The organism is Bradyrhizobium sp. JR4.1, from assembly GCF_040548605.1.
Classification (GTDB): Bacteria; Pseudomonadota; Alphaproteobacteria; order Rhizobiales; family Xanthobacteraceae; genus Bradyrhizobium; species Bradyrhizobium canariense.
The window spans coordinates 219,571-237,486 of record NZ_JBEPRY010000005.1 but is presented as its reverse complement, the minus strand read 5'-3'; the positions used below and the strand labels follow the sequence as shown (position 1 = coordinate 237,486).

Here is a 17,916-nt window from a genome sequence, read left to right as displayed (position 1 = left end):
CTAGAGCTCCTTCTTGATGTCGACGATGCGCGACATCATGGTGATGATCAGGAACGTGATGACGAGCAGGATCACGGCGTTGGCCGCTGCTGCGGGGAATTGCAGCGCGTTCACCCGCGTCTCGATGATCTTGCCGGCGGCCGCGATCTGCTGCCCTCCCATCACGCCGATGGTGATGAAATCGCCCATCACGATGGTGATGACGAAGATCGAGCCGATCACGATGCCAGGTTTTGCCAGGGGAATGATGACGTTGACGAGCGTCTGGAAACCGGTCGCGCCGGCGTCATAGGCGGCCTCGATCAGCGATTTGTCGATGCGTACCATCGAATTGAAAATCGGCACCACCATGAAGAAGGTGAAGAGATGCACCAGCGCCAGCACCACGGAGAATTCGGAGAACAGCAGCCATTCAACGGGATGGTTGATCAGCCCCGTTTTCACCAAGCCCGAGTTGACAAGGCCATTGCGCCCGAGCAGCGGAATCCAGGCGATCATGCGGATCACGTTGGAGGTCCAGAACGGGATCGTGCAGAGCAGCGACAGTCCCATCTGCCAGGTTTTTGACTTGACGTGGAAGGCGAGGAAGTAGGCGACCCAGAAGCCGATGAATAGTGTGATGACCCACACGAGGAAGCACAGCTTCAGTGTCTTCAGATAAGTCTTGGCGATGGTGCAGAGATCGGGGAGCTGCGCGATGCAGCCCTCGAACGTGTCGGTGTAACCGCGGCCCGAGAAGGCCGGCAGCAACTGGTATTCGTTGTAGTCCCAGAACGAGACGATGACGACGAAGACGAGGGGGATCAGGAAGAAGGCGAGGAACACCAGCATCATCGGCCCGGCCTGAAGCCAGGAGATGAAGGAGGGTGACAGCCGCGCCGCTCTGCTGCGGCGCGCCGTCTCCGATCCCCGGACCAGGTCCGGGGATGCCTGTTGCAGGATGTCCTCTGACGTGTCCATCAAATTACGCTGCGATGAACTCGTTCCACTTGCGCACCATGTAGTCGTTCTCGTCCATCACGGCGTTCCAGCACGCGACGCCGCCCATGCGGTCCTCGTAGGAGCCGCCGTCGCGCACGGCGCCGGCCTTCTCGAGCAGCGAGCCGTCGGGCGCCTTGATGTCCTTCTCTGCCGCCTTGCCTTCCATCCAATAGGCCCACTCGTACGGCTCCATATGCGCCTTCGCGGTGGAGAGCACGGCGGAGTAGTAGCCCTGGCGGTTGAGATAGGCGCCGGCATAGCCGGAAAGGAACCAGTTGACGAACTCATAGGCCCATTCGAGCTTCGCACCCGAGACGCCCTTCGAGACGCAGAAGCCGGACGCCCAGGAGCGATAGCCTTCCTTGAGCGGCTGGAAGGTGCAGGCAATCCCCATCGAGCGGACCTTCGTCACCGCCGGCGACCACATCGACTGGATGACCGTCTCGCCCGAGGCCATCAGGTTGACGCTCTCGTTGAAGTCTTTCCAGAAGGCGCGGAACTGACCGGCCTTCTTGGCTTCGGTCATCACCTTCATCGTAAGATCGATCTCTTCCTTGGTCATGTTGCCCTTGTCGGCATATTTGTACTTGCCGGTGGCTTCCACGACCATCGCGGCATCCATGATGCCGATCGAGGGGATGTTGAGGATCGAGGCCTTGCTCTTGAACTCGGGATTGAGCAATTCGGCCCACGAGCTGATCGGACGCTTGATGATGTCGGGGCGGATACCGAGCGTGTCGGCGTTGTAGACGGTCGGGATGAGCGTGACGAACTCGGTTGCCGAGGTCGCGAACTTCTTGGAGTCCTTGCCTTCGAGATAGAGCACCTTCCAGGGCGCGGTGCCCTGGCCGCCGATCTTCTTGCCGCCGGGAGTGACGCCCTTGGTGAAGACGGGCGTGATGTTGTCGAATTCCTTGATCTTCCTGGCATCGAGGGCAAGGATGTTGCCCGACGGCACGATCTTCTTCAGCGCGAAATATTCGGTGTCGAGCACGTCGAAGGAGTTCGGCTGGGTCATCACGCGCTTGGTGACGTCGTCGGTGGTCGCGGTGATGTATTCGATCTTGATGCCGGTGTCCTTCAGGCACTGCTTGGAGATCTCGTCGCCCTCGTTCACCGCGGTGCCGAGATAGCGCAGCACCTTCGGCTCGGCCGACATGACGTATGGAAATCCGGTGATGGCGCCGGAGCCGGCGGCAAGGCCGGCGAGACCCGCGGTGCTCTTCAGTAGCGTGCGGCGGCTAAGGCCCTTCTTCCTGGTCGTTTCGGTCATATCGCTCACTCCTCTGTTGCGCATTCCGGTGATTGATCGGCGCTATTGCAGACGTTGCGCCTTGGCGGGATCCCAGGTGGCCAGCACGCGATCGCCCGGCCGGAACTGGTGGACGTCGAAGGCGGCCTCGGGAAGGTGGGAGAACAGGGCGGTCCCGTCTTCGAGCGTGAGCGAGACGGCGATGTAGGAGCCCTGGTACTCGGTCTGGGTCAGCAGCGCCGGCGCGCCGACCGCGCCGTCGGCGATCGGCACGATGCCGAGCTGATCGGCGCGCACGGCGATGAGTTTGCCTGCGTCGCTGAGGACGTTGTGGCCGCCGATGAAGCGCGCCACGAATTCGGTGCGGGGATGATGGAAGATGTCGCGGGCGCTTCCCTGCTGCTCGATCCTGCCCTGGTTCATCACGACGATGTGGTCGGCCAGCGCCATCGCCTCTTCCTGGCCGTGCGTGACCTGAACGAAGCTGATGCCGAGCTCGCGCTGCAGCCGCTTCAGTTCGCCCCGCATCTTCACCCGCAGGAACGGATCGAGTGCCGAGAGCGGCTCGTCGAGCAACAGGATCTGCGGCTCGGTGATCAGCGCGCGGGCCAGCGCGACGCGCTGCTGCTGGCCGCCGGAGAGCTGTGCGGGGAGGCGGGCCGCGTAGGGCGTCATCGCCACCAGCTCGAGCAGCTCGCCGGCGCGCTTGTGCCGCGTCGCCCGGTCGATGCCGCGCATTTTCAGGGCAAACGCCACGTTGTCGATCACGGTGAGGTGTGGAAACAGCGCGTAGGACTGGAACATCATCGCCGTGCCGCGCTTGGCGGGTTCGAGATCGGTGACGTTCTGCGGGCCCAGGATGATGTCGCCTTCGCTGACGGCCTCGTGGCCGGCGATCATGCGCAAGGTCGAGGTCTTGCCGCAGCCGGAGGGGCCGAGCAGGCAGCAATAGGTGCCGGCCGGGATCTTCAAATTTACGGTGTCGACCGCCAGCGTCGTGTCGTAGCGCTTGGTGACGGCGACCAGTTCGAGGGCGGCGGGAGTGGCCATGGCGTGTCCGGGGCGAGGGCGATGCTGCGCCTCTCTCCGCAAGGTCCGTGCCAATCGCGCTTGAATCGTTCTCGGCCGGCTGAATTCCAAAACAGTGCAGCGGAGTCAGATCGTTAGATCGAATCCCTCGGGCGTGGGCGGCTCGTTGCCTTCGCAGCTGCGTGCACACAAAACAGGCGCAGATTGTATAAAGTTTCGCCTGTGATTGGATACAGCTGGTCGATTAGGATTCGACGCCATCTTCGACGATCGAGTCCTCACCCCCATGGCCGCCAAGTCCCGACCGAAATCCGACGCGCCAGATGCGAGCGATCGCGTCAGCCGCATCCGGGAAGGCGTGACTGCGGCGATCCTCGAACATCGCCTGCTGCCCGGCACGAAACTCGGCGAGGACGAGATCGGCGAGATCTACGGCGCAAGCCGAACGCTGGTTCGCACCGCGCTGCAACAGCTCGCCCATGAGGGCATCGTCAACATCGAGAAGAACCGGGGCGCCTTCGTCGCGCGGCCGACGCCTGCGGATGCCCGCGAAGTGTTCGAGGCGCGCCGCCTGATCGAGCCGACGATCGTCGATCACGCCGTTGACGCGGTGTCGCCGGCCTGGATCGGGCGTCTCCAGCGCCATCTTGCTGAGGAACGCGAGGCAGAGCTGCGCGGCGATGCGCGTGCTTCGGTCCGCCTCTCCGGCGATTTCCATCGACTCGTCGCCGAGATGAGTGGCCACAGCATCTATCTCGGTTTTCTCAAGGAGCTGATCGCGCGCTCGTCGCTCATCATCCTGCTCTACCGCCGGCACGACACGCCGGCCTGCGGCACCGATCATCACGCCGGCATCGTCGCTGCGATTCGCAAATGCGACAGGGAAGCCGCGCGCGCGCAGATGTTGTCGCATCTGAACGAGATCGAGGCCGAGCTGTTCCTGAAGGATCCAGCCGACGAGTTGCGGCTCGCGGACGTGCTGGGCGCGTGAGGGTAACGAGCGTCCGGCCGCGGGAATGACGGTGTCGGAATCTATTGCGGCTCCAACCCGAGAGTCTTGATCGACTCGAGCCAGATCGGCCCTTCTTTTTCGTAAAGCGCAATCGAGGAGGCGCGATCCATGGCCGGCTGGTCGACGCCGAAGGCATCGAGCAGCTTCTGCACGCGCTCCGTCTTGCCGCCTTCGACCATCAGCTTGGCGAGCATGTCGATCCGGTCTGCAGGCATCGCAGCAGGCGCCACCAGCGCGGTAAAGCTGATGAGCTGGAAGACATTGCCGGTGACCCCTTGCTCGGCAAATGTCTTGGTCTCGGGCAGCTTCTTCATGCGCACCGGTGTCGGCACGGCAATTGGGCGGCCGATGCCGGTATCGAGCACCGGCAGCGCGGCCTGATAGCTTCCGACCGCCGCCTGGATCACCCCGGCGGCAAGATCCTGCCACATCGGCGCTTCGCCGCGATAATGCACGATGGAAATGTCGAGACCGAATTGTCGGTTGAGCTCGGCGATCGCAATGTGCGCGAACGAGCCGATCCCGTACGAGCCAGCCGTGACCTTGTTGCTACGTGCGTACGCGACGAACTCTTCGATCGTCTTTGCATTGGTGGCGGAATGGACCACCAACGGCAGATGCCCCGAAGGCGTCACCGCGACGATCGTGAAATCCTTGTCCGGATCATAGGCCAGCGATTTCAGCAGCAGCCGGTTACCGAGCAGGGTGGACGAGATCGTGTACATCAGCGTGTAGCCGTCGGCCGGGGAATCCTTCACCGACTGTGCCGCCAGCGCGCCGCTGGCTCCGGTCTTGTTTTCGACAATGACCGGCTGGCCAAGCTTCTGCGAGATGTAGTCGCCATAGGCGCGGGCGAAGGCATCGGTGATGCCGCCTGCCGGTGTGGAGACGACGATCTTGATTGCCCGGGTCGGCCACGCTTCGGCCCAAGCCGTTTCGGAAGCGGCCAGCGTCAGGCATGCAATCGCGGCAGCCCAAATTCTCGCGGATGTCCGCACTTCGGCCTCCCCTTTTCCGTGTGTCATTGGGCAGCCGGCAGCCGCCGCAACGAGGTGTCACATGGGCAAGGAGGAGGGTCAAGAAATCAAAATATCGTTTCACTGTGTGAAATGGTCACGGCCGACCTGCAGGAGAGCCTGGCGCAGCAAGCTTGGCGCCGAGCGCCTCGGCAAGTGCGGAAGCGACCTTCTTCATCGGAGGTACGAAGCGGCGTATGCCTTCCTCCGGACTGACCGCTTCGCGGAGCATCATCACGTTCATGCTGCCGAACAGCCGGTTCTGAAGCGCGACGGGAACGCCAAGCGCCCAGACTGCGCCGCCGAAGATACTGCGGCTGTAGCTGTCGTCCATCACCGCGAACCCGGCTTTGCGGATCGTGCGCAGCGCCTTGGTGAGCTTGTCGGGATTGCGCGCCAGATCGTTCCAGGGCTCGGGACCGAGGGCAAGCCGCGCGGCAATGCGCTCCTGCTCGGCGGGCTCGCAGAAGGCGAGATAGGCCCGTCCCATCGAGGTGCCAAGCACGGGAAAGCGAAAACCCGGCGGGCGGCTGAACAGCAGCGATCCATCCACGCGCGTTGTGTGGGCGATGACCATGGATTCCTGATCGAGCACCGCGATGTCTGACGGCCAATGGATCTGCTTGCGGAATTTGTTGAGGATGGGTTCGGCGATGCCGCCAATCCAGGTCGGTTCGTCATAGCCTGCGCTGAGCAGCAGCGCGCGTCCCGTCGGCGCGTAGCTGGCCGGTTCGGTACGGCGCACCACATAACCTTCATGCTCCAGCGTCTCGAGCATGCGGACGATCGTCGCCTTGTTGAGCCCCGTCGCCTTGTGCAGCGAGCCGACGGTCGACTGCCGTTCCTGGTTGATCACCCGCAGGACTTCGAGGCCCCTGGACAACGCGATGACGGGACGGAACGACGTCATGGCAGCTCCTTGTGATTGCCGTGCCGGTAGCCGATGAAGCAACCCGGAGGGACAGGGCAGCGCGCTCGACGCCATCGCCACCGATTGCGGGAAGGCTGGCATGAGTCAAGCTCGCTGACGCGTTCATCTCGGTTTCGAGTAGAGCGGAATTCGCAGTCAATTCGATCGCTTGCTGCGCCCGGCGGCAATTTAGTTCCTGTGGTCAAGCCGCTCGCGGCCTCGTGTGGACGGTGGGGTACTGCGACGTAAGGTGACTATTCCTCGCGGGCGGCAGCGGCTATACGCTGTCGCTCTGTCATTGAACTGTCATGTTACCTCAAATGCTGAAGTCAGACGCAACGCCGGTCCGCAAGCATCCGAGCGCGCGGGATGGGAGTCCTGTTGCGAAGGACAACAAGAGAACGCAAGCCGTCGCCGGCTTCCTCAGGCAACGCGAACCCGCCGCGGAACCTGTGATCGTCGAGGGCGCTGTGATCGATCAGACGCCATCGCAAGACGCGGAACCGGCAACGGAACCACTCCGGTCGAGTGCTGCCGCGCATGGCGCCGGTGAGATCGAACTCAAGCTTCTCGTCGATGCCGATCGCATGGCGCTTTTCAACGCTGCGCCTGTGATCGCGACGAACGCGCGCAACAAGGGCACGCGCAAACATCTCAAGTCCGTCTATTACGACACGCCGGAGCGGACACTTCGGCGCAACGGCTTGAGCCTGCGCGTTCGTCAGAGCGGTGCGCGCTTCGTTCAAACCGTGAAGACCGATGCGGTGGACGATCCACTCCGCCGTGGCGAGTGGGAGGCGAGCGTGCCTTCGCTTGCGCCCGACCTCGCTTTGGCAATGCCCTTCATTCCTGAGAAGCTTCGCGGCCACCTGGAAGCGCAGCCGCTTGAAGCGGTCTTCACCGCCGATGTCCATCGCCATGCGCGGCTGATCGAGCTGCCGTCAGGCGCGGTCGAGATCGCCTTCGACCGGGGTGAGTTGACGGCCGGCGACCGTTCACTGCCGGTGAACGAGATCGAGCTGGAGCTCAAGAGCGGCAGCGCGGGCGCGATCTACGAGATCGCGCTGCGGCTCGCGGAGCACGGTGACGTAAAGCCGTCGATCCGCACCAAATCGGCGCGCGGGTTCGATCTCGCCGCCGACAAGCCGCCCTCGGCGCTTCGTCCGCGAAAACTTCGCCTCGATCCGTCAGTGGCATTGGACGAGGCGTTCGCGACGATCCTGCGCTCCTGCTTCCTCCATCTGCTTCAGTCGCTGCCGGCTGCCGAGGACGGCCGCAATCCGGAAGGAATCCATCAGCTGCGCGTCTCGCTGCGCCGGCTGCGGTCGGTGCTGGATCTGATGCATTCGGCGGGCGTGTCGAGCAACGTCGACACGCTGCGAACCGAAGCCAGATGGCTGGCGCAAGACCTCTCCGCCGCGCGCGACTGGGATGTATTCCGGCTCGATACCTTGCCGACAATCGCAACAGCCTGTCCGTCGGTCGCGGGCTTCGATGCGCTGGGCCAGGCTGCGGCCGAACGCCAGTCGGATGCCTATCGCAAGGCGCACGATGCGCTCGACGATCGCCGCTGCGCGATGTTCCTGATCAGCCTCGGCGGGTGGATCGAGGCGCGGGGTTGGCGCAACGACATCGCCGCGCAGCATCTCGGCCAGCTCGCCGAACCCGCCGTCAACTTCGCGCAGCGCATTCTGTCGAAGCAATATGCGAAGGTGCTCAGGCGCGGCCGCCGCTTCAAATCGCTTCCCGCCGAAGGTCTGCACCGCGTGCGGCTCGCGACCAAGCGGCTGCGTTATGTCAGCGAGTTTCTGCTGCCGCTGTTCGCGGACCGCAAATCCGCGCGAAAATTCGCGCGCAGGCTCGCCGGCTTGCAGGAGCAGCTTGGCGCCTTCAACGACATGGCGGTCACGGCATCATTGCTGGACGGCCTTGGTGCCGAGCCCGACGGCGCCATCGCCGCGGCGGCGATCGCCGGCTGGCAGGCGCGCGCGTCGGTCGGGGTGCAGCCCGCCCTGCAAAGCACATGGCGCGATTTCACCGCCGCGCGCGTACCCTGGTCGCGGCAGACGTCACAGGACTGAGCGAAGCGCACCCCAAAAAAGTTGCGCCCAGCCATTGGGGGATGGCTGGGCGCGCGCGAACCGGTCTGGGACGGGGAGGGGTGGGGATGTGACCGGGTCGCGTATCTCTTTCGTTTGTCTCTACTGATCTCTCGCGCTGGCGGTGGAGACCGCCGGCTTGGTGTCGCCGAGCGAGACCCAGACATTGGGATCGCTCTGCGACTGGCGCTTGACGAAGCGGTAGCCGGTCTCCGTCCAGGCAACGACGTTCTCGTTCTGATTGTCGAGAACGAACTCGCCCTTGTCGGTCTTCACCGTCAGCACCGCGTGTCCTTCGCCTTTCTTGTCGCGCACGACGGTGATGAGCAGGGCCTCGCGCGGCCATCCGGCATCGATCAGCATCTTGCGCTTCAACAGCACGTAGTCTTCACAGTCGCCGTAACCGTCGGACGGCAGCGACCATTTTTCGATCACGCCCCAGTGCTCCTGGTCGGTCAAAGGCTTGACGGTCTCGTTGACCCAGCGATTGACCTTGACGAGGTCGCGCCATGCAGCCTGCGACATCACGATGTCACGCGGTTGCGTCGGTGCGCCCTGGCACTGAGCGGCATTGCCCGCACAGAACTCGACCCAGCCGATCGGCGCACGCGTGGTGTCGCCGAGGCTTGCGTAGAGCAGACGGCCTTCGCCGGCCTGCGCTGCCGCGCTCATTCCGAAGAGCATGGCGGCCAGCGCCATTCTCTTCCCCTGTCCCCTGAAATCAAACATTGCGGCCCCCGTTTCTTGTTGGGACCACATTGCGCAGGGAGCTTTTGAGTTGCCGCTAAGTCAGTCAAGTCAAGTCGAGACGAATACAAGTAAAACACGCGGCGAATTCGATCTATACTTGAGTCAAACTCGAATAAAATTCGATATGACTGCAATTGATTCAAACTTTATCGATTAACGCGGAAACGCTGGCGGAACCGCTGTTTGCACGCACCCGCAGTCTCCGCGTTAACCCGCGCGAGGCTCGTCACGACCCATGAAAAAGGCGGCGTCCGCATCGCGGAGGCCGCCTTCAGGGCTGGAAATGCAGTGGTTTTGGTGCCTTCGCGCTTTACCGCGCGGTAACGCTCTCTTCGAGAGTTTCAATCGGCTGCGAATGCATGAACTCGAGCGCGAAGCCGTCTTCGAGGTTTCGGACCACGCGACCCTGCACCCGGCCGAGCAAAACCGTCGATTTCAGCGGGGGGCGGTTCTCGGCGGCGATGGCGGCGCCCGACAGCGAGAGGTCGATGATGCGGCAGGTCATCTTGGTGCCGTCCTCGAGCGTCAGCACCGCGATCGGATTGCGCGGCACGATACGATCGTGGCGGCGGTCTTCCGGCAGGTTGAGAATGTCGCGGTTGGCGAGCCAGGTCAGCTGTGCCGCAAGCTTGTCGCGCTTTCGCGGCGTCGCGCCGACGGTCATGGCGAAGCCATTGTCGATGATGCGGGTGATCTTGCCCTCGACGCGGCCGATATGGTCGAGATAGGCGACCACGCGGTCGCCGACATTGCCGATGCCGGGGGCCAGCAGTGCCAGCCCACCCGGCGACATGTTGATCACCTGGCAAGGGAATTCACGGCGGTCCGGCAGCATGTAGCGGCCGAGCAGGTGAACCTTCACCCGCTGGAAACGCCGACGTTCCTCGGCGGCCGGAAGAAATTTTTTGTGCGCCAACGCCATTTTCACAACCCGACCCCCCGCCTGGCGGAGTCCGGGACGACCCTAAGGTGCACAGGGTTAATGCCGCGTTAGGATCGGGCGCGGCGATGACGAACAGACACAATGCGTTCGAAAAGCCACATCAGGGGCGGGCAGGCCAGCACCGTCAGCGCGCCGAGGTCGAGCGCGACCGCGGCAGTGCCGGCCGATTTGGCGAGCCGGCCCGCCACCGCCGGCCCCAGCATCATCGCGGCATAGAAGAGAGTGTAGAACACGCCCATTCCGACCGCTCGTGTCTCCGGCGCGAGTACGCGGGCGGCCAGGCTCATGATCGGGCCGGCGGGAAGGCCGCCGATCAAGCCGCCTAGGACGAGGATCGCGATCACAGCGTCGGACCGGGTCAGCCAGGCGAGCAGACCGGCCACCACGAGGCTCGCCGCGATCGCCACGACAAAGGGGCGCTTGGTGCGATCGGCGAGATATCCGCCTGATGGCACCGAGATCACCGACAGCCACATCACGAGGCTGATCGCCGATCCCGCCGCCGCAATGCTCCAGCCGCGCTCGACGAGCAATGAGGGGCCGAACGAGAAAATCATGGCGAAGCCGATGTTATAAAGGCCCCAGATCGCACCCGCGACGATCACCGCCAAGAGAGCGAGCGGATCGAGCCGCCCGGAGCCGGCCGCGCTGGCGGTTGCTCCCGGCGGCGATTGGTAGAAAATGATCAGCACGATGCCGATCGCGGTCAGCGCGCCGGCCACGAGGAACACGGCGCCGGCGCCATACGCCGTGCCGATCGCCGGCAGCACCAGCAGCGAGATCGCAACGCCGGCCGGCCAGGAGTTGACGAAGATCGCCATCGCGGTGGCGATCTCCTTACCCGCAAACCAGTCGGTACCCATCTTGGTGAGCTGCACGGTCAGCAGCACGCCGCCGGCACCGGAGGCGAGCCGGCCCGCCATCTGCCAGCCCCAGACGTCGGTGGTGGCCATGACGAGACTGCCCGCTGTCATCAGCAGCAGCGCCACGATCGTGGTGGGCTTGTCGCCAAGCGTCCGGCCGATCGCGCCGCCCGGCAGCGCCAGCACGATGCCCGGTGTGAAATAGAGTCCGATCAGGATGCCGATATCGGCGAGTCCGACGCCGAAGCTCTGCTGCAGCAGCGGCGCGACCGCGGCCACGCTCTGGAATTGGAACGCGATGGTGAGGCGAACGACGAACAGGATCGCAAGTATGCCCCAGCGATTGCGCAACGCTTCATCTCCCCAAACCCTATATCGAGCGTGCGGTGGGGAGACGCCGGAGTCAACCGGCCGTCTTCCTCGTCGCGCGCCCATAGAGAAGACATAGCAGCGCCAGCAGCACCGCGGCTGAGAGCCCGAGCGACCAGTGAATGCCGATCGCCGCACCGAACAGTCCGACCGTGATGCCGCTGAAGGCCCGCATCCCGAGCCCCGCCATGTTGTAGAGGCCGACGACGCGGCCGCGAATGTCTGACGGTGCGTTCAACTGCACCAGTGCCTGCGCCATGGTGTTGAACGACAGCTCGAAGAAGCCTGCAAAGAACAGCAACACGATCGCGACCGGATAGATCCGCACCGAGGCGAAGCCGAGCAGCGCCACGCTCCACAGCATCGCGAGCATGATCGCGGTGCGCGGCGTGCCCTTGAGCCGTCCCCAGGATTCCAGCGCGATGCCGGATCACCAACAGCAGCATGGCGTGCCACATCTCGATCGTATCGGTGATGAAGAAGAAACCCCATCCGCTAGAGGCAACAATGAACAGCAGCATGCCGCACTGAATGATGCGGCGCGGATCGACCCGGTCGGCGAGCCCGCCAACCGCGACCGAGAACAGCAGGAACGGCAGCCAGTGCGACAGCACCGCAAAGCCCGCCAGCGCCGGCGAATGGAATTTCTGGAACACCACCCAATAACTGATCACATGCTCAATATTATCGGCCATCATCGCCAGCACGTAAGCGATGAACTGGAGCCGGTACGGCACCGACTTCATCGCCGCGAACGAGCCGGACGCGACCACGGGGTTTTGGGGAAGGGGGTTCAAGCGGGCACCTGGGTGGGACTTTTCGCTGCCTACACGTTCGCCGTCGAGCGCTCAAGACACTTGGGTGTGTGAGGACAGCGGTCCCGTAGCCCGGATGAGCGAAGCCATATCCGGGAACGCCGGCCCCGCGTGTCGCTTCGCTCATGCGGGCTACGAGGCCGCGGCTTGGCACGACCGTGCATCTCACATACGCTGCTCGTCAGCTCGCACCAATCAGCCATAATAAAAGCGGGCATCGAGGAAACCTCTATGGACCAGATCCGCGTCTGCACCCACGCAGGGCCGGGCAGCGAACCCGTCATCCGCTCCGTGCCGTGGCCGAAGGTCGGCCGGAAGGCGGCGCTGATCAAGGTCGGTGCGTGCGGCGTCTGCGGCACGGACCTGCACATCCTGAAGGGACATTGGCCGAAGCCGCTGCCGTGGCCGTTCACGCTCGGCCACGAGCTCGGCGGAATCATTATCGAATGCGGCGACGAATTCACCGAGGACTTCATGAGCAAGCCGCTGAAGGTCGGATCAAAGGTGATGATCCCGCCGCTGATGCCCTGCGGCCGTTGCTATTACTGCATCCATTTTCCGCAAGTCGCCAACAAGTGCCTGACGCCGGTCTATTACGGCCGCTATCTCGGCTTCGACAAGGCGCCTCACATGTGGGGCGGCTGGGCCGAATATGTCTATGTCGATCTCGATATGCTGCCGGGCACCAAGATCTACAAATTGCCTGACGACATGTCGCTGCGGCTGGGGGCGCTGTCGGAGCCGCTGACCTCCTGCATCCGCGCCTTCAATCGCGCCAGCCGCGCCGGTGGTTTCACCTGGGGCGACACGGTGGTGATCCAGGGCTCGGGCCCGATCGGCATTCTCGCGGTTGCCGCCGCGCAGGAGATGGGAGCAGGGCGCGTCATCTGCGTCGGTGCGCCGGAGGAGCCGCGGCTCAAGCTCGCGCGTGAGTTCGGCGCCGAGGCGACGGTGAACATCGACGAACTGAAATCGCCCGAGGCACGCATCGCGCGCGTACGCGACATCGTCGGCGGCTTCGGCGCCGATCTGGTGATGGATTGCTCGGGCCATCCCTCCGCCGGCCCCGAAGGCATCGAGATGCTGCGCGACGGCGGCACCTATGTCGAGATGGGCCAGTTCACCGACGCCGGCTCGATCGAGACCTCCTGGCACCGCATCTGCACCAAGGACCTCAATGTGCTGGGCTCCTGGGGTTTTACCGCCAACGATCTGCCGCTCGGCGTCGACATGCTCTATCGCACCCGTGACAAATATCCCTGGCTGAAGATGCAGACGATCTATCCGTTCACGGAAGAAGGCGTCGCGCAGGCGGTCAGGGACGCGATGGCGATGAAGACGGTGAAGTCAACGATCGTGCCGTGGCCGGAGCTGGTGGAGTAGCGATGGCATCGATCCCGCACGAGCTCGCGGCGTTTCTGGTCGAATCCAAGCGCCGCACCTATGCGGGGCTGGACGACGACGCCACCGTGGCCGCTCCGCTGCTCAGAGGCTCCAAGCAGCTCGAGCATCGCGCGTCGCCTTATGCCTATCGCGATATCTATTTCGGGATGGGGTTCTTCGTCGGGCAGGAGACCGTGTCCCGGGATGGGCGCGTCATCTGGTCGATGAGCTACAGCGGGGGCGTCCGCGCGGAGATCACGGGGCGAGACACCTTCCTTGCGATCTACAAATTCCTGCGCCAGGCACTACTGGCCGGATCCGTGGAGGAGCCGTACCGGGGGCCGCATCTGTTTGAGCAGGACGGCATGGTTTACCGTAACGAGGTCGAAGGCTCGCTCGATCGTTTCCACGGCATCGAGACGATTGCGCAGGAGGATGGCGCGCTGCTTTACGAGCTGCGCTATGGTGGCGGGCTGCTGCGCTAGATGATCCGTAGCCCGGATGGAGCGCAGCGCAATCCGGGATTCTCGCCTGCGGCTCCCCGCATTCCGCTACGCTCCATACGGGCTACGGGGCCGGCGTTTGGAATGAAGGACGAGATGACAAACGAACAAACGACCGAACCAGGCCAGCGCACCCGCTCACCCTTCAGCTCCATCCGTGCGATCGACTACACCGTCATCTTGGTACGCAATATGGTGGCGATGCGCCGCTTCTACGAGGAGGTTCTCGCATTTCCGGTGCTGCGGGAGTTGTCGGCGAACTGGATCGAGTACGGCCTGGGCCCTAACACGTTGGCTCTCGCAAAGGCGGGCCGGACTGCGACTGACGCGCCTGTGCCGCACAGGAGCGCCTCGCTGCAACTGGCCTTCAAGGTGTCCGCGGCCGAAGTCGATGCGTGTGCCGACGAACTCGCACGCCACGGCGTGGCCCTGCTGTCGCCGCCGACGAACCAGTCGTTCGGGCACCGGACGCTGTTCTTCCGCGACCCCGACGGCAATCTCTTGGAGGTCTATGCGGAGATCTGAACCGCGGGAGCGGTGGGCCTGTGTACGAAAAGTTCCATCGAAAATCTCCGAGTTGTTCACGCCGGGGTGAAACTTAGACCGGGGTTTCGGCTTTCAATTCACGGGAGAGTTCATCGTGAAGCGGATCCTGAAACCCGTCACTTACATCCTGGCCGCCATCTACTTCCTAGTGGATGCGGTCTTCATGGCCGTGGCGAGGCCAATCTCGCGCTGGATTGGGCGGCATCTCCAGTTGAAGCGATTGCGCGGCTGGATCAGATCGCTGTCGCCTTATTGCTCGCTTGCCCTGTTTTCCGTCCCCGTCATTATCCTGGAGCCGGTCAAGCCCGTGGCGGCCTATCTCGCCGCAACCGGCCAGATCGTGAGCGGGGCCGTGACGTTCATCGTCGGCGAGCTGCTCAAGCTCGTCCTGGTCGAGCGCCTGTTCCATCTCACGCGTGACAAGCTGATGCGGATTCCGGCTTTTGCCTGGGCGTACGGCAAGTACTCCGAGGTGAAGGCGTGGCTGCAGGCAACCGACGCCTGGCGCGCGGTCCGCGCCTTGGGTCGCACGGCGAGGGAGACCGTTGCGCGGGCCAGAGCCAGGCTGGTCGGCGGATTCGGCAGGCTGGTGACCTCCAGGGATTAGGGCTGCTCCGAGCGAGTCGTCCTTTATGCGAGCTTGCGGGCCGCGGCGGTGGCCTTGTCGCCCGTGTTCGGCGTGCCGGTCGGCTCGATGAGCAGGAGATGAACTTCCTCGCGCGCGACCGGGCGATGCTCAACACCTTTGGGCACGACATAGAGCTCGCCCGGACCGAGCGTCACCGTGCGATCCCGTAATTCGATGTCCAGATTGCCTTTCAGGACGAGAAAGAAATCGTCGGTGTCCTCGTGCTTGTGCCAGGTGAACTCTCCCTTCACCTTCACCACCATCACGTCGGAGTCGTTGAAGGTCGTGATCGTGCGTGGAGACCAGAAATCCCCAAAAGTCGCGAGTTTGTCGGCAAGCGAAATGCCGTTGGCCATGTGTCACCCTTATATTGCTTCCTCGTGAGGCACGATTTGGGATCGACGTGCTGGGGCGGCAAGACTTGGGTTCGATGGCTTTGGTCTCGTCGCAAGCGTGCAGTGGCCAAGCCGTCCGACCGAGAGGTCATTTGCGCATCCCAGCGCGCCTAATGGCATCCAATTTGAGCCGGGTGGCTGTGAAAACCCGCCGCTTCGGCACAAAATCCCGCTATATGCAGCAAAGCGGCTCGAAAACGCTGGATGTAGTGGGTCGAGCTGGCCAGTAAGCTTATTCTCGGCATCGCCAAAGCCATGCGTCATAGGCATGGTGATTTGCCCGCACTTGGCGTAAAGAGCGTCCAAATCAAATCACCACGCGTGCGGCTGGACCATTTGCCGCCTACGCAGCTTCAGGTCGCGCGGCTCGACGTTCCGCGCCTGGACCAACCAAGGTTTATCCCGTGTCTTTTCCGACCATGAGTGCGCCGCTCGCCCGAGCTTTGGCCGAGCGCAATTACGACCGTCCGACCCCTGTTCAGCTCGCCGTGCTCACGGACGAGGCCGCTGACCGCGACCTCTTGGTTTCGGCCCAGACCGGCTCCGGCAAGACGCTGGCCTATGGGCTGGCCATGGCCAAGGACCTGCTGGGTGACGCCGAGCGGTTCGAGCGGGCGGGTGCACCGCTCGCCCTGATCGTGGCGCCGACCCGCGAGCTAGCCTTGCAGGTCCATCGCGAGCTGGCCTGGCTGTACGAGCATGCGAGCGGCCGCGTCGTCTCCTGCGTCGGCGGCATGGACCCCAGGCGCGAGCAGCGCGAGCTTGCGGCCGGCGCTCACATCGTGGTCGGCACGCCCGGCCGGTTGTGCGATCATTTGCGCCGCGGCCGTCTCGACATCTCGGAATTGAAAGTGGTCGTGCTCGACGAGGCCGACGAGATGCTCAATCTCGGCTTTCGCGAGGACATGGAGTTCATCCTCAAGACCACGCCGGACACCCGCCGCACCCTGATGTTCTCGGCGACGTTCCCGCGCGGCATCGTCGCGCTGGCCAAGCAGTATCAGCAGCGGGCGTTCCGGATCGAGGTCGCCGGCGACGAAGGCGGTCATGCCGATATCGAGTACCGCGCGATCCGGATCGCGCCCGGCGATGCCGAGCACGCCGTCGTCAACGTGTTGCGCTTTTACGAGGCGCCGAGCGCGCTGGTATTCTGCAGCACGCGCGATGGCGTCCGGCATTTGCAGGCGGCGCTGCTGGAGCGCGGCTTCTCCGTGGTCGCCTTGTCAGGCGAATTGACGCAGAACGAGCGGACCACGGCGCTGCAGTCGCTGCGCGACGGACGCTCGCGGGTCTGCGTGGCGACCGATGTCGCCGCCCGCGGCATCGATCTGCCGAGCCTCGATCTCGTCATTCATGCCGACCTGCCCAACGACGCCGAGGTCATGCAGCATCGCTCCGGCCGCACCGGCCGCGCGGGCCGCAAGGGGACGAGCGTCATGCTGGTGCCGCCCGTGCGGCGGCGGCGTGCGGAAATGCTGCTGAACGTCTCGGGCATCGACGCGGTCTGGGGGACCGCGCCGCAGCCGGATGAGATCCGCAAGCTCGATCACGAGCGCATGAAAGACGTGCTGTTCACGGAGGAGACGACCGCCGACGATCTGGCGCTGGCGCAGGCGCTATTGGCCGAGCGGTCGGCTGAGGAGATCGCCGCGTCTCTCGCCCGGCTCTATCGCGCGCGGCTGCCGTCGCCCGAAGACATCATGGATCCCGGCGAGCGGAGCAGCCGGCCGCGCGAGGATCGCGGTCGCAACGATACGCGCGCGCCGCGTGACGATGTCCGCGCTTCGCGTGGCGATGACCGCCCCGAAAGGGCTCGGCCCAAATCGGGAAAATCGTCGTCGAAACATGGCATGGCCGATGGCAGCGTCTGGTTTCGGGCCAACATCGGACGAAAAAAGAATGCGGAAGCGCGCTGGCTGTTGCCGATGATCTGCCGCCGTGGCGGCATCGACAAGAACGACATCGGCGCGATCAAGATCATGGACACCACGACCGAGTTCGAGATTTCCGAGCGGGTCGTGGAATCTTTCGCCGCCAAGATCAAGCGTCCGGACAAGGAAGACAACATTCGCATCGAGTCCATGGCGGATGCGCCGCAACGGCAGGCACCTTCGGAAGAGCGGTCCCACGCGCCGCGGCGCGAGAGCAGCGACGGCGACCATCGTGAACGCCGCGACGATCGCCCGCGCGAGCCGGGCGGGTTCAAACCGCAAGGCAAGCCACACGGCAAACCGCACGAAAAGCCATACGGCGAGCGCACGCCGAAATTCGACGATGCTCCTTCCTTCGCAAAGAAGAAAAAGCACAAGAACAAGCCGGGCTACGCTGAGCCCTCGGTCACGCCCTGGTCTGAGAAGGGCGCTCCCGGGAAGAAGCCGAAGACGAAAAAGAAGTATCGCGCCTGACTGCAGCTGCACGGCGC

Annotated in this window: 16 protein-coding genes and 1 pseudogene; 7 read left to right on the top strand and 10 right to left on the bottom strand. The window is 63.9% G+C overall.

Annotated elements, in window-relative coordinates:
- Genes ABIB90_RS14710 through ABIB90_RS14700 form a run of 3 tightly spaced genes read right to left on the bottom strand, consistent with a single transcriptional unit; the run spans position 1 to position 3,283 of the window.
- The gene (locus ABIB90_RS14710) at positions 1-960 is read right to left on the bottom strand and encodes an ABC transporter permease (RefSeq protein ID WP_354158941.1); all 960 of its coding nucleotides are present in this window, start codon (positions 958-960) and stop codon (positions 1-3) included.
- A gap of 4 nt (positions 961-964) precedes the next feature.
- Entirely contained in the window at positions 965-2,254 is a 1,290-nt protein-coding gene (locus ABIB90_RS14705; protein ID WP_354200967.1) for an ABC transporter substrate-binding protein, read from the bottom strand.
- Positions 2,255-2,296: 42 nt separating this feature from the next.
- On the bottom strand, positions 2,297-3,283 hold the full coding sequence (locus ABIB90_RS14700) for an ABC transporter ATP-binding protein (protein ID WP_027567792.1): 987 nt from the start codon (positions 3,281-3,283) through the stop codon (positions 2,297-2,299).
- 265 nt (positions 3,284-3,548) lie between these two features.
- Between ABIB90_RS14700 and ABIB90_RS14695 the strand changes: the two genes are divergently transcribed.
- Positions 3,549-4,253, top strand: a complete 705-nt coding sequence (locus ABIB90_RS14695; RefSeq protein WP_219683845.1) for a GntR family transcriptional regulator — start codon at positions 3,549-3,551, stop codon at positions 4,251-4,253.
- A gap of 41 nt (positions 4,254-4,294) precedes the next feature.
- Here ABIB90_RS14695 and ABIB90_RS14690 read toward each other — a convergent pair whose 3' ends face one another.
- Positions 4,295-5,272, bottom strand: coding sequence for a Bug family tripartite tricarboxylate transporter substrate binding protein (locus ABIB90_RS14690; protein WP_219683843.1), 978 nt, complete (start codon positions 5,270-5,272; stop codon positions 4,295-4,297).
- Between the two features lie 115 nt (positions 5,273-5,387).
- Complete coding sequence (locus ABIB90_RS14685; RefSeq protein WP_354158934.1) at positions 5,388-6,200, bottom strand: helix-turn-helix domain-containing protein; 813 nt, start codon at positions 6,198-6,200, stop codon at positions 5,388-5,390.
- Positions 6,201-6,520: 320 nt separating this feature from the next.
- Here ABIB90_RS14685 and ABIB90_RS14680 point away from each other — a divergent pair, with 320 nt between their 5' ends.
- Positions 6,521-8,281: a CYTH and CHAD domain-containing protein gene (locus ABIB90_RS14680; RefSeq protein WP_354200966.1), complete on the top strand. Its 1,761-nt coding sequence runs from the start codon at positions 6,521-6,523 to the stop codon at positions 8,279-8,281.
- Positions 8,282-8,401: 120 nt separating this feature from the next.
- Here ABIB90_RS14680 and ABIB90_RS14675 read toward each other — a convergent pair whose 3' ends face one another.
- The 4 genes and pseudogenes from ABIB90_RS14675 to ABIB90_RS14660 all read right to left on the bottom strand — a co-directional run bounded on the left by ABIB90_RS14675 (position 8,402) and on the right by ABIB90_RS14660 (position 11,970).
- Complete coding sequence (locus ABIB90_RS14675; RefSeq protein WP_354158930.1) at positions 8,402-9,028, bottom strand: transglutaminase-like cysteine peptidase; 627 nt, start codon at positions 9,026-9,028, stop codon at positions 8,402-8,404.
- A gap of 331 nt (positions 9,029-9,359) precedes the next feature.
- Positions 9,360-9,971, bottom strand: a complete 612-nt coding sequence (locus ABIB90_RS14670; protein ID WP_007602573.1) for a PilZ domain-containing protein — start codon at positions 9,969-9,971, stop codon at positions 9,360-9,362.
- 68 nt (positions 9,972-10,039) lie between these two features.
- Positions 10,040-11,206, bottom strand: coding sequence for an MFS transporter (locus ABIB90_RS14665; protein WP_354200965.1), 1,167 nt, complete (start codon positions 11,204-11,206; stop codon positions 10,040-10,042).
- 52 nt (positions 11,207-11,258) lie between these two features.
- Positions 11,259-11,970, bottom strand: a pseudogene (locus ABIB90_RS14660) (hypothetical protein).
- A 300-nt stretch (positions 11,971-12,270) separates the two neighbouring features.
- Here ABIB90_RS14660 and ABIB90_RS14655 point away from each other — a divergent pair.
- The 4 genes from ABIB90_RS14655 (at position 12,271) to ABIB90_RS14640 (ending at position 15,078) form a co-directional block, all read left to right on the top strand.
- Complete coding sequence (locus tag ABIB90_RS14655) at positions 12,271-13,422, top strand: zinc-binding dehydrogenase (protein ID WP_354200964.1); 1,152 nt, start codon at positions 12,271-12,273, stop codon at positions 13,420-13,422.
- Positions 13,423-13,424: 2 nt separating this feature from the next.
- Positions 13,425-13,907, top strand: coding sequence for a DUF5680 domain-containing protein (locus tag ABIB90_RS14650; protein WP_219683838.1), 483 nt, complete (start codon positions 13,425-13,427; stop codon positions 13,905-13,907).
- Between the two features lie 102 nt (positions 13,908-14,009).
- Positions 14,010-14,450: a VOC family protein gene (locus ABIB90_RS14645; RefSeq protein ID WP_354200963.1), complete on the top strand. Its 441-nt coding sequence runs from the start codon at positions 14,010-14,012 to the stop codon at positions 14,448-14,450.
- Between the two features lie 115 nt (positions 14,451-14,565).
- On the top strand, positions 14,566-15,078 hold the full coding sequence (locus ABIB90_RS14640; RefSeq protein WP_354200962.1) for a hypothetical protein: 513 nt from the start codon (positions 14,566-14,568) through the stop codon (positions 15,076-15,078).
- 23 nt (positions 15,079-15,101) lie between these two features.
- On the opposite strand, the gene ABIB90_RS14635 is transcribed toward ABIB90_RS14640, so the two are convergent.
- Positions 15,102-15,455 carry a cupin domain-containing protein gene (locus ABIB90_RS14635; RefSeq protein WP_354200961.1) on the bottom strand — a complete coding sequence of 118 codons (354 nt, stop codon included), beginning with the start codon at positions 15,453-15,455 and terminating at the stop codon, positions 15,102-15,104.
- Positions 15,456-15,913: 458 nt separating this feature from the next.
- Between ABIB90_RS14635 and ABIB90_RS14630 the strand changes: the two genes are divergently transcribed.
- Entirely contained in the window at positions 15,914-17,899 is a 1,986-nt protein-coding gene (locus ABIB90_RS14630) for a DEAD/DEAH box helicase (RefSeq protein ID WP_354201008.1), read from the top strand.
- Positions 17,900-17,916: the final 17 nt, after the last annotated feature.

Coding starts and splice junctions, on each gene's coding strand:
- ABIB90_RS14675 (WP_354158930.1), bottom strand. CDS start 9,028: ATGTTTGATTTCAGGGGACAGGGGAAGAGAATGGCGCTGGCCGCCATG.
- ABIB90_RS14700 (WP_027567792.1), bottom strand. CDS start 3,283: ATGGCCACTCCCGCCGCCCTCGAACTGGTCGCCGTCACCAAGCGCTAC.
- ABIB90_RS14630 (WP_354201008.1), top strand. CDS start 15,914: ATGAGTGCGCCGCTCGCCCGAGCTTTGGCCGAGCGCAATTACGACCGT.
- ABIB90_RS14705 (WP_354200967.1), bottom strand. CDS start 2,254: ATGACCGAAACGACCAGGAAGAAGGGCCTTAGCCGCCGCACGCTACTG.
- ABIB90_RS14680 (WP_354200966.1), top strand. CDS start 6,521: ATGCTGAAGTCAGACGCAACGCCGGTCCGCAAGCATCCGAGCGCGCGG.
- ABIB90_RS14695 (WP_219683845.1), top strand. CDS start 3,549: ATGGCCGCCAAGTCCCGACCGAAATCCGACGCGCCAGATGCGAGCGAT.
- ABIB90_RS14685 (WP_354158934.1), bottom strand. CDS start 6,200: ATGACGTCGTTCCGTCCCGTCATCGCGTTGTCCAGGGGCCTCGAAGTC.
- ABIB90_RS14710 (WP_354158941.1), bottom strand. CDS start 960: ATGGACACGTCAGAGGACATCCTGCAACAGGCATCCCCGGACCTGGTC.
- ABIB90_RS14635 (WP_354200961.1), bottom strand. CDS start 15,455: ATGGCCAACGGCATTTCGCTTGCCGACAAACTCGCGACTTTTGGGGAT.
- ABIB90_RS14645 (WP_354200963.1), top strand. CDS start 14,010: ATGAAGGACGAGATGACAAACGAACAAACGACCGAACCAGGCCAGCGC.
- ABIB90_RS14655 (WP_354200964.1), top strand. CDS start 12,271: ATGGACCAGATCCGCGTCTGCACCCACGCAGGGCCGGGCAGCGAACCC.
- ABIB90_RS14650 (WP_219683838.1), top strand. CDS start 13,425: ATGGCATCGATCCCGCACGAGCTCGCGGCGTTTCTGGTCGAATCCAAG.
- ABIB90_RS14670 (WP_007602573.1), bottom strand. CDS start 9,971: ATGGCGTTGGCGCACAAAAAATTTCTTCCGGCCGCCGAGGAACGTCGG.